General features: G+C 63.5%; 10 protein-coding genes. 6 read left to right on the forward strand and 4 right to left on the reverse strand.

The window, feature by feature from the left end:
* From V6M39_RS01660 to V6M39_RS01670, 3 genes are all read left to right on the forward strand, one after another.
* Positions 1–156 (forward strand): acyl-CoA dehydrogenase family protein (locus tag V6M39_RS01660; protein ID WP_332641927.1); only part of this gene is annotated, 156 nt, incomplete at its 5' end.
* Positions 157–170: 14 nt separating this feature from the next.
* Positions 171–1385 carry an acyl-CoA dehydrogenase family protein gene (locus V6M39_RS01665; RefSeq protein WP_332641917.1) on the forward strand — a complete coding sequence of 405 codons (1215 nt, stop codon included), beginning with the start codon at positions 171–173 and terminating at the stop codon, positions 1383–1385.
* Positions 1386–1397: 12 nt separating this feature from the next.
* Positions 1398–1730, forward strand: coding sequence for a DUF952 domain-containing protein (locus V6M39_RS01670; RefSeq protein WP_332641918.1), 333 nt, complete (start codon positions 1398–1400; stop codon positions 1728–1730).
* Here the strand turns inward: V6M39_RS01670 and V6M39_RS01675 are convergent.
* Positions 1708–2754, reverse strand: coding sequence for a zinc-dependent alcohol dehydrogenase family protein (locus V6M39_RS01675; RefSeq protein WP_332641919.1), 1047 nt, complete (start codon positions 2752–2754; stop codon positions 1708–1710). The two genes, V6M39_RS01670 and V6M39_RS01675, sit on opposite strands and share 23 nt — an antisense overlap.
* Before the next feature lie 41 nt (positions 2755–2795).
* On the opposite strand from V6M39_RS01675, the gene V6M39_RS01680 reads away from it, so the two are divergent.
* Complete coding sequence (locus V6M39_RS01680; protein ID WP_332641920.1) at positions 2796–3155, forward strand: FKBP-type peptidyl-prolyl cis-trans isomerase; 360 nt, start codon at positions 2796–2798, stop codon at positions 3153–3155.
* On the opposite strand, the gene hrpA is transcribed toward V6M39_RS01680, so the two are convergent.
* The 3 genes from hrpA to ypfJ are packed head-to-tail and all read right to left on the reverse strand — an operon-like array spanning position 3152 to position 8397.
* Positions 3152–6736: an ATP-dependent RNA helicase HrpA gene (gene hrpA / locus V6M39_RS01685; RefSeq protein ID WP_332641921.1), complete on the reverse strand. Its 3585-nt coding sequence runs from the start codon at positions 6734–6736 to the stop codon at positions 3152–3154. The genes V6M39_RS01680 and hrpA overlap by 4 nt on opposite strands.
* Positions 6733–7494: a CPBP family intramembrane glutamic endopeptidase gene (locus V6M39_RS01690; RefSeq protein WP_332641923.1), complete on the reverse strand. Its 762-nt coding sequence runs from the start codon at positions 7492–7494 to the stop codon at positions 6733–6735. Before V6M39_RS01690 ends, hrpA begins: the two co-directional genes overlap by 4 nt.
* Before the next feature lie 3 nt (positions 7495–7497).
* Entirely contained in the window at positions 7498–8397 is a 900-nt protein-coding gene (ypfJ, locus tag V6M39_RS01695) for a KPN_02809 family neutral zinc metallopeptidase (RefSeq protein ID WP_332641924.1), read from the reverse strand.
* Between the two features lie 135 nt (positions 8398–8532).
* Between ypfJ and V6M39_RS01700 the strand changes: the two genes are divergently transcribed.
* Together V6M39_RS01700 and V6M39_RS01705 are read left to right on the forward strand one after the other, a co-directional pair.
* Entirely contained in the window at positions 8533–9810 is a 1278-nt protein-coding gene (locus V6M39_RS01700; RefSeq protein ID WP_332641925.1) for a DUF445 domain-containing protein, read from the forward strand.
* 377 nt (positions 9811–10187) lie between these two features.
* The gene (locus V6M39_RS01705; protein WP_332641926.1) at positions 10188–10475 is read left to right on the forward strand and encodes a DivIVA domain-containing protein; all 288 of its coding nucleotides are present in this window, start codon (positions 10188–10190) and stop codon (positions 10473–10475) included.
* Positions 10476–10585: the final 110 nt, after the last annotated feature.

Consider the following 10585-nt stretch of genomic DNA (forward strand, 5'->3'; position numbering starts at 1 on the left):
CTCGCCCGGCGACTCACGGCCGAGTACGGCATGAAGATCGGCACCGACGGCGTACAGCTGCTCGGTGGACATGGCTTCGTCAAGGAGCACCCAGTCGAACGCTGGTACCGCGATCTGCGTGCTGTCGGCCTGATGGAAGGAGCAGTCCTCGTCTGAGGGCGGACCACACCATGATCAATCTCGAAACTCCTCGCAAGTTCCGCGCATTCGTCCAGCAGGCCAATCAGGTCGCGGACAACTTCCTGCGCTCCAACTCCCGCAAGTACGACCTTGCCGAGCACGCATATCCCAAGGAGCTCGATCTCCTTGCCTCGCTGATCGACGGCATGGGTGACTCCGGCGAAGGCCAGGGTGCCGGTGCAGCCGGCGTACGTCGCGATGACTCCGACGACGACAAGGGCAGGGTCAAGAACGGCTCCAACCTTTCGTCGGTGCTCTCAATCATCGAGATGTGCTGGGGCGATGTCGGCCTGTTGCTGTCGATGCCCCGTCAGGGACTCGGCAACTCGGCCATCGCCTCGGTGGCCAATGACGAGCAGCTGGAGCGCTTCAAGGGCACCTGGGCTGCCATGGCCATCACTGAGCCGAGCTTTGGCTCGGACTCGGCCGCCATCACGACGACTGCGGTCAAGGACGGCGACGCATACATCCTCAACGGCGAGAAGATCTTCGTGACGTCAGGGGAGCGGGCCGACTCAGTCGTCGTCTGGGCAACTCTCGACAAAAGCCTCGGTCGCGCTGCAATCAAGTCGTTCCTGGTGCCCAAGAGCCTTCCGGGCATCCGCGTGGAGCGTCTCGAGCACAAACTCGGCATCCGTTCATCGGACACGGCCGTCATCGTTCTCGACAGCTGCCGCGTTCCGGCGGAGAACCTGCTGGGCAATCCGGAGATCGACACCAAGGGCGGCTTTGCAGGCGCCATGGCGACGTTCGACAACACGCGTCCATTGGTGGCCGGTATGGCTGTCGGCTGTGCGCGTGCTGCCCTCGAGGACACCCGCCGGCTGCTCGAGGACGCCGGTGTCGTCATCGACTACGACCGCCCCGTTCAGTCTCAGTCGTACGCTGCCGCAACCTTCATCTCGATGGAAGCCGACTACGAGGCAGCGCTGCTCCTGACCCTCGAGGCCGCCTGGCTCGCTGACAATCGCAAGCCCAACTCGATGGAAGCATCCATGGCGAAGGCCAAGGCGGGCCGTGTCGGCAACCAGATCACGCTGCGTTGCGTCGAGCTGGCGAGCACACTCGGCTACAGCGAGACCGAGCTGGTGGAGAAGTGGGCACGCGACTCGAAGATCCTCGACATCTTCGAAGGCACCCAGCAGATCCAGCAGCTCATCGTGGCTCGCCGTCTGCTCGGCCTGACGTCGTCGGAGCTTCGCTAGTACGGTGCGGTTATGCCGCTGATCCACCACCTCGCACTCGACAGCGCGTGGTCCGAGGCCCAACGTGCCGGCACCTACACGGTGTCCACGTTGGGCCTCGACCTTTCTGACGTCGGGTTCATCCACTGCTCGCGTCCCGAGCAGGTCGATGACGTGTACGACCGGTACTACAGCGACTTCACCGAACCCGTACTGCTGTTGACGATCGACACCGACCTGTTGGTGTCTCCATGGCAGTACGACGACGTGCAGGGGCAGCCCTTGAGCTTCCCGCACATCTACGGTCCGCTTGACCTCGACGCGGTCGTGAAGGTGACCGAGTTCAGACCGTCAGCATCGACTTGATCGCCGTGCGCTCGTCCATCGCCTGGTAGGCCTGCGCGACCTGGTCAAGCGGGACCGTCAGGTCGAAGACCTTGCCAGGCAGGAGAGTGCCGTCGAGGACGTCCGGGAGTATGTCGTCGATGTACGCGCGCACGGGAGCGACGCCGCCGGCAATACCGATGTTGCGGCTGAACATCGCGGGGATGTTGAGCTGAACGTCGTGCGGTACGCCGACATAGCCAACGCGTCCACCGGGACGTACTGACTGGATCGCCTGCTTCATGCTGTCGGAGGTGCCGACGCACTCGAGCACGTAGTCGGCACCGATGCCGTCGAAGATCTCGCGCACGGCTGCCGCGCCTTCCTTGCCTCGCTCCGCGACTACTTCGTCGGCTCCGAACTGGGTGGCCAGACGCTGGCGGTCCTCATGGCGGGACATTGCAACGACTTTGCCGGCGCCGAGGCGCTTGGCCGCGAGGATCGCGCTCAAGCCGACTGCGCCATCCCCGACAACGGCGACTGTGCTGCCAGCTGTGACGCCTGCGGAGACCGCAGCGTGGTGACCGGTCGGGAACACGTCGGACAGTGTCAGCAGATGGGGGATGAGCTCCTGGCTCGGCTGCGACGGAGTGGCGACCAATGTTCCGTCGGCAACAGGTACGCGAACGACCTCGCCCTGACCGCCGTCGACCGGGTGTCCCTTGTGGTCGGCGTATCCCCAGAAGCCGCCTTGCACGCACGACGTGTGGACGCCGCGCACGCAGAGCGCGCAGGTGTTGTCGGAGAACATGAACGGCGCGATGACGAAGTCGCCGACTTTCACCGTCTGGACACTGGCGCCAACCTGTTCGACGATCCCCACGAACTCGTGCCCGATACGCACTGGCTCGGTCACCTCGTTGATGCCGCGATAGGGCCACAGATCCGACCCGCAGACACAGGACGCAACCACGCGAACGATGGCATCGCCATCGTCGTGAAGTTGAGGATCGGAGACATCGTCGAGGCGGATGTCACGGGCAGCATGGAGGATCGTGGCGCGCATCTGGCCATTCTTACAGCGAGCCCGTGTGAAAGGATCGACGCATGACTGACAAGCCTGAAATTGACTTCATCGAGGGACCCGCGCCCACCGAGCTGCAGATCACCGATCTGATCGAGGGTGACGGTGCTGAAGCCGTTCCCGGTGGCATGGTTGACGTCCACTACGTCGGTGTTGAGTTCGACACTGGTGAACAGTTCGACGCGTCCTGGGATCGTGGCCAGTCCGCCAACTTCCCGCTCCCGCAGCTGATTCAGGCGTGGCAGCTGGGCATCCCGGGCATGAAGGTCGGCGGACGCCGCCAGCTCGTATGCCCGCCGGAGCTCGCGTACGGCCCAGCCGGTGGCGGTCACCGTCTCTCGGGCAAGACGCTCGTCTTCGTGATCGACCTGCTCGGCGTTTAGAGCCCGTCCAGCAGCGCGGTCACGCGCTTCACCGACACCGGAAACGCGGTTCGCAAGTCCTGAGCAAACAGGCTGAGCCGCAGTTCCTCAAGCGCCCAGCGGACATGTTGGACGTTTGGCGCGAGTCTGGCCCAAACGGACAACCCATCGGTCTGCTCGTGGAACTGAGCCTCCAGCTCCTGTGTTGCAGCGAGGTCGGCAGGGGTCTTGCCGGACGTGAGCCGACGTCGCGCTGCTTCGAGATAGAGCGGCAAGCGTCGAAGCTGGCTCGTCCCCGTGTCGCGGATGAATCCCTTGTAGATGAGCCAGGAGAGCTGCACGCGCACGTCCTCGCCGGCCTCCGAGTCGTCGATCTCGACCTCGCCGAGCGCTTTGAGCACGGCGATCACGCTGTGTACGGCTCGCTCAGTCTCGTCGTAGACATCGGCTCGTAAAGACTCCTGTAGCGCAGCGAACGCCTCCTCGTCCCACGCAGGGCCGCCGTGGCTCGGGATCAGCGCCTCGATGGCTGCCAACCAGCATTCCTCGATCACTGCGGCAGCGTCGGCGTACGGGCCGGTCGACAGCAGGAGCTTCGAGTGCAGATCGAGCGATCGCCCGATCTGGGGGACAGGAGCAGCGAGATGGAACGAGAGAAGCTTGGCCTGGCCGCGGACCATGCCGGCGGCCTGCTCGGCTTTTGTGTCCAATACCCGCAGAGCAACGGACTTGCCCTCATCCACGAGCGCCGGATAACCGGTGACCTGACCGGCTGAGATCGTGCGGTCGATGTCGCCGACAGTCCAGTCGAGAAGTCCCGAACGCTCCTCCTGTCGCGCGGCCTTTGTCAGATCTGCTCGTACGTAGCTCGACAGCTCAGTCCGAAGTTCGTCGAGATCCTTCCCGCGCGAAAGCTCCTTGCCATTCTCGAGCACTCGGAAGGTCACTCGGAGGTGACCCGGCAGCGCAGCGAAATCAAAATCCTCTGGCTGTACGACAGTGCCGTTGAGCAGTCGCATCTGTCGGGCGAGCTCGCTGCTGAGATCGGCGGCGGCAGCGTCCATGGCGTCGACAAGGCGTGGCGCGAACTGTCCAGCCGGCACGAACTCGCGTCGCAGCCGCTTGGGCAGCGAACGGATCAGCTCGGTGACGAGCTCGACACGGTGACCGGGGACATGCCAGTCGAACGCGCGGTCATCCACCGTCAGCAAACGCTCGATCGGCAGGTCGACGGTGACGCCGTCGTCCTCCATGCCGGGCTCGAATGCGTAGGTGAGCGGGTATGCCTCGCCATCGGAGTGCCACTCCCGTGGGTATTCCTCGTCGGCGCCGTCGGCATCGTGGCTGAGCATTGCCGGGTCGAACGTCAGGAGATCTGGGTGATCAATCCGCGTCTTCTTCCACCACGTGTCGAAGTGTCGGGTTGAGACGACGTCAGCTGGCACCCGCTGGTCATAGAACGCATACAGCGTCTCGTCATCCACCCGCAGGTCGCGACGTCGGAGTCTGTCCTCGAGTTCTTCAACCTGCCCGATCATCGCCTGGTTCTTGGCGAAGAAGCGATGATGCGTACGCCACTCGCCCTGCACCAAGGCGTGACGGATGAACAGGTCTCGCGAGACCACCGGATCGACGCGCCCGTACTGGACGAGCCGGTCGACGACGATCGGGATCCCGTACAGCAGGACCTTCTCTCGCGCCATGACTGAGCCACGCTTGGTAGACCAGTGCGGCTCGCTGTATGACCGGTTGACCAGGTGTTCGCCGGCTTCCTCCACCCACTCGGGCTGGATCTTGGCTGCCGTACGACCCCACAGCCGACTAGTTTCGACCAGCTCGCCAACCATCGCCATACGTGGTGGCTTCTTCGCCAGGCCGGAGCCGGGGAAGATCATGAACTTGGCCTGGCGCGCCCCGAGGAACTCGCGTCCATCCGGCTCGCGCAGACCCACGTGCGACAGCAGGCCAGTCAGAAGCGCCTGGTGTACGAGGTCTGGGTCAGCGTTCGGGGTTCCGGCCTTCATGCCGAGATCCCTGGCGGTCCGGCGAAGCTGAGAGTGCACGTCCTGCCACTCGCGGATGCGCAGGTAGTGGAGGTACTCGTCGCGACACATGCGGCGGAAGGCAGAACTCGAAAGGTTGTCGCGCTGTTCGCGGATGTACTTCCACAGCGTGAGCCAGGACAGGAAGTCCGAATCAGGCTCCACAAACCGCTTGTGCTTCTCGTCAGCGGCCTGCTGGTGCTCGAGCGGGCGTTCGCGCGGGTCTTGGATCGACATCGCCGAGACGATCACGAGTACGTCGGCCAGGCACCCGAGCTTGTCGGCGGCGAGCAACATTCGACCCAGCCGCGGATCGGTCGGCAGGGTGGACATCTTGCGACCGACCTTGGTGAGCCGTTCGGCGTGCATCGCGCCGAGCTCGTACAGCAGGTTCAGACCGTCCGTGACGGCGCGAGAGTCCGGCGGGTCGAGGAACGGGAAGTCCTTGATGGCGCCGAGGTCGAGCGAAGCCATCTGCAGCAACACGGAGGCGAGGTTGGTCCGCTGGATTTCAGGGTCTGTGAACTCTGGTCGGCCGTCGAAGTCCTCCTCTGAGTACAGCCGGATGCAGATGCCATCTGCGACACGTCCACATCGACCAGACCGTTGTGCGGCACTGGCCTGCGAGATGGGCTCAATCGGCAGCCGTTGGACCTTGAGGCGTTGGCTGAAGCGCGAGATGCGGGCGAACCCAGGATCGATGACGTGGCGTATGCCGGGTACCGTCAGCGATGTCTCGGCCACATTGGTCGCGAGCACGATCCGGCGGCCAGGGTGCGAACTGAAGATCTTCTGCTGGTCAGCCGCTGCGAGGCGACCAAACAGCGGCAGGATCTCGGTACGCGGGTACTTCTTGCCCAGCAGGTAGTCCGTCGCATCACGGATCTCGCGCTCGCCGGACATGAACACGAGGATGTCGCCGTCCCGGGGCAGCTCCGAGATGGCGGCGGCGATCGCATCGAGCTGGTCGTCAGCACCGGTCTCATCGAGCGGCCGGTAGCGAATCTCGACCGGGTACGTACGCCCACTGACCTCGATCACCGGGGCGTCGAACATCTCCGCGAACCGGTCGACGTCGATCGTTGCTGATGTGATCACGACCTTGAGATCAGGACGGCGCGGGAGCAGCTGCTTGAGGTAGCCGAGCAGGAAGTCGATCGACAGAGACCGCTCGTGAGCCTCGTCGATGATGATCGTGTCGTAGCGCTTGAGCCGGCGATCGGAGTGCACCTCGGCCAGCAGCAGTCCGTCGGTGACCAACCGGATCGCGGTGTCAGCGGAGGTTTTGTCGTCGAACCGGACGGCGTATCCGACTTCGGCACCGAGCTCGACCTCGCACTCCTCGGCGATGCGCTTGGCGACGGACCGGGCTGCGATGCGCCTCGGCTGGGTGTGGGCGATGCTGCGCTGGCCCAGCTCGTACGCGATCTTGGGCAGCTGGGTCGTCTTGCCCGAGCCGGTCTCGCCAGCGACCACGACGACCTGGTGGTCCCGCATGGCAGCGGCGATGTCGTCGTGCCGACCAGTGATCGGCAACGCGGGGTCGTACGTCGTCTTCACAGCCAGTCCACGTGTTCCTTGAGGACTGCGTAGCCGACGAACACGATGACATCGAGGATCGTATGAGCCACGATCAGCGGCAGGACGCGCTTCGTCTTCGTGAACCAATAGCCGAAGACAAGGCCCATCACGACGTTGCCGAGCGCTTGGCCGAAGCCCTGGTAGAGGTGATAGCTGCCGCGGATCAGTGCGCTCGTGACGATCGTCGCCCAGATGTTCCAGCCGATCTGACGGAGTCGGGTCATCACGAAGCCGACGACGACGACCTCTTCGAGGATCGCATTCTGCAGCGCCGCCAGGATCACAACCGGAATCGTCCACCAGTATTGGTCGACCGGCGCTGGAATGACCTCAGCCGTGATGCCGAGCTCGCGCCCAGCCGCATACAGACCGAGGCCGGGCAGACCGATGACGGCAGCAAGTCCCATGCCCCAGAGCACGTCGCGGCCGCGACTCGTACCGGTGATGCCCAGCCGACGCAGCGGTGATGGCTTGTCTGGATCGAGGCTCAGCAAGTAGAGCGCGAGCACGACAGGGACGAGAGCGAAGCCGATCCCGAGCACCTGGAGGGTGAAGTCGAGCCATTCGCGATCGCTGCGCGACGCGTTGAGCGTCGCAGTTGAGTTGCGGACCCCTTTGCCTGAAATTTGTACGATCAGGCTCAGGAGGGCATAGACCGCCGACTGGCCGAGCGACAACCCAAGGACGATCCAGAGTTCAGCGCGAAACCGTGGCGTGGTGGGCCGAGTCCCATCCACCGATCAGAGGTCGTTCGTGGCGAACGTGTCGCACGTGTTGACGTTGCCGCTCTGGTAGCCCGTGAGGAACCACTTCTGACGCGACTCGCTCGAGCCATGCGTCCAGGTCTCCTGGTTGACGTTGCCGCCTCCGAGAGTGCCCTGGATGTGGTCGTCGCCGACCGCGGCTGCAGCTGATAGCGCCGACTTGATGTCCTCTTCGGTGAGCGGCTTGAGCAGGGTCACGCCGTTGTCGTCCTCGGTGTTGGCCGCGTGATTGGCCCACACGCCGGCCATGCAGTCGGCCATCAGCTCGATGCGTACGCCGCCGCTCAGTGGACCGGACTTGCCGTCCTGACCCTTGGCCAGGAACCCGAGGATGTTCTCGACGTGGTGGCCGTACTCGTGTGCCACGACGTACTCCTGGGCGAGCGCGCCGTCGTCGGCACCGAACTTGGAGGTCAGCTCGTCGAAGAAGGACGCGTCGATGTAGATGCGCTGATCGGCCGGGCAGTAGAACGGACCCGTGGCGCCGGACGCTGTGCCACACGCGGACTGGGTCTGACCGGAGAAGATCACGGTCTTGGCCTCTTGGTATTGCCGCTTGACGTCCGCAGGAAGCGCGTCGGTCCAATAGTCCTGGACGCTGTTGACCGTGCCGATGATGCGGCAGACGTCATCGCGGTTGGCGTCAGCGCCGGTCTTGCACTGGTCGAACGTCGCCGTCGACTCCTCGCCGCCGCCCAGCACCTGACCAGTGTCGAACGGGTTGGACGACCCTCCTGTGAGGTTCTGTCCAAAGATGAGGCCGAGGATGAGGAGGATGATGCCGCCGGCGCCACCGCCGATCACGGCTCCACCACGACCTCCGCCACCGCCGGTGACCTGACTTGTGTCCAGCGATGCGCCTTCGTTGAAGCTCATGACGTCACCTCCGACAAGAGCCAACGATATGTCGGTGACGTCATGAACACATTTTTCTGATTCGTTCGCTGGCGCTCACTCATGCCCGAAAGTGTACGCAGCGCGGCCCCCGTACGTCGCCGATAGTCTCGGCGTGTGACGACGCCTGACAGCAGCACCAGCTTCCAGATGCCGGAGGGCCTCTCCGAGGGCGACCAGGCGCGACTCAAGGGTCTGCGCAGGATGCGCGCTCTCGCGCTGTCCCTGCTCGTCCTCGCCGCGATCATCTACGTCTTCACCCGCAATGAGGACGGCTTCATCGGATACGTGAACGCCGGCGCCGAAGCCGCGATGGTCGGTGCGATCGCGGACTGGTTCGCCGTAACGGCGTTGTTCCGTCATCCGTTGGGTCTGCCGATCCCGCACACTGCGATCATCCCGAAGCGCAAGGAATCACTGGGGGAGAGCCTCCAGGAGTTCGTGGCTGACAACTTCCTCCGCGAAGAGGTCATCCGCGAACGTATCCAGTCCGCTGAGGTCAGCCGCCGCATCGGCGACTGGTTGGTGACGGGGGAGCACAGCCAACGCGTGGTCAGTGAGGCTTCACGGATCCTGTCCGATGCGCTGTCGCACATTAAGGAAACCGATGTCGCGGCCATCATCGAAGAAGCGCTGATTCCTCGTATGAGGGAAGAGCACCTCAGTCCGGTCGTTGGGCAACTGCTCGAAGAGGTCCTGCGCGACGATGCTCATCGAGGTCTGGTCGACCTGGTGCTCGACGAGCTCGGCCGCTGGCTCCTGCACAACGACGACGAAGTTGCTGCCCTCATCGAGAACCGTGCTCCGACGTGGACACCTCAGTGGCTCGACAAGAGAGTCGCCGGTTGGGTCCACGAGCAGGTCGTCGAATGGGTGGCCGAGATCAGCCGTACGCCTGGTCACCCTGCCCGCGTGACACTCGATCGCTGGCTCGTCCAGCTCGCCCACGATCTGCAGCACGACCCGGCAACGATGGAGCGTGCAGAGAACCTCAAACAACGCATGCTTTCGCAGCCCAGGGTGATCGCCACGTCGATTCAGTTGTGGGACGCGCTGCGCCGGGCGCTGATCGGCTCATTGGGCGACGAGAACGGGCTGCTGCGTCGGCGAGCCCGCGAGGAGGTCGACGCTTTCGGACAGAAGCTGATCGATGATCCGGACTTGAGCCATCGTCTCGACACGACTATCTCCGACATCGCGGCATACGCGGTCAACAACTACGGGCACGAAGTCGCAACGATCATCTCCGCGACCGTCAATCGGTGGGACGGCAAGGAGACCGCCGAGCGCATCGAGCTCCACGTTGGACGCGATCTTCAGTTCATTCGGATCAACGGAACGGTGGTCGGTGGACTCGCCGGTGTCGTGATCCACGCAATCTCGGCAACTCTTTGACCTACTTTGGAGCCCAAAGTGTGGAAAAGATGTGCACAACTGGGTCCATCCTGTGGGTGACCTAGGCAGGTCTGTGGGCAACCCCCTGAATCGGCAAAAATACCCAAGAAACTTCTCGAAAAGCTATTGCGCAGCCTTGGGCCAGGGCATACAAATGACCTACGCACTCCTTCGGGAGAGCAGGAAAGAATCAAAGTTTGATCCTATGGCCAGCGACGCAAGTCAAAGGCAGCAAGCCAGTGATGTGGCAGGCGGGTGATGACGGAGATTCCGGATAGATCGAGAGCATCACACTCGTTCAAGGCGAGGCCCCGGGAACTCATACTTCCCGGGGCCTCAACTAATTTGTGCACGGTTATTCTGCCAAACTTGCATACATGATGCACCCACCGGGTCTCGCCTTCTCCACGGTTCGATGGATTGAGGGTTACGACATTGCAGAGGTCAACGCGTTCATCCTGGAGGTCGAACCGCAGGTCCTCGAACGCGCACCGGACCGTGAGCTTGCTCAGAGGATCACCCGATCGCGGTTCACGCCCGTACGTATTCGACCTGGCTACAACATGGATGAGGTGGACGCCTACCTCGACAGGCTCTTGGACCTCGCTCTCTACGGTCAGCGTTCGACCCAGACCGGATTCGGAACGCCGCCGGAGGTTTGCTAAAGTTCAGTGCTGCACCGCGCTCCTGGGAGCGAATGTCCGGGTGGCGGAATGGTAGACGCGCTAGCTTGAGGTGCTAGTGCCCTGTAAGGGGCGTGGGGGTTCAAGTCCCC

This window comes from Aeromicrobium sp., from assembly GCF_036675695.1.
In the GTDB taxonomy this organism is placed as follows: Bacteria; Actinomycetota; Actinomycetes; order Propionibacteriales; family Nocardioidaceae; genus Aeromicrobium.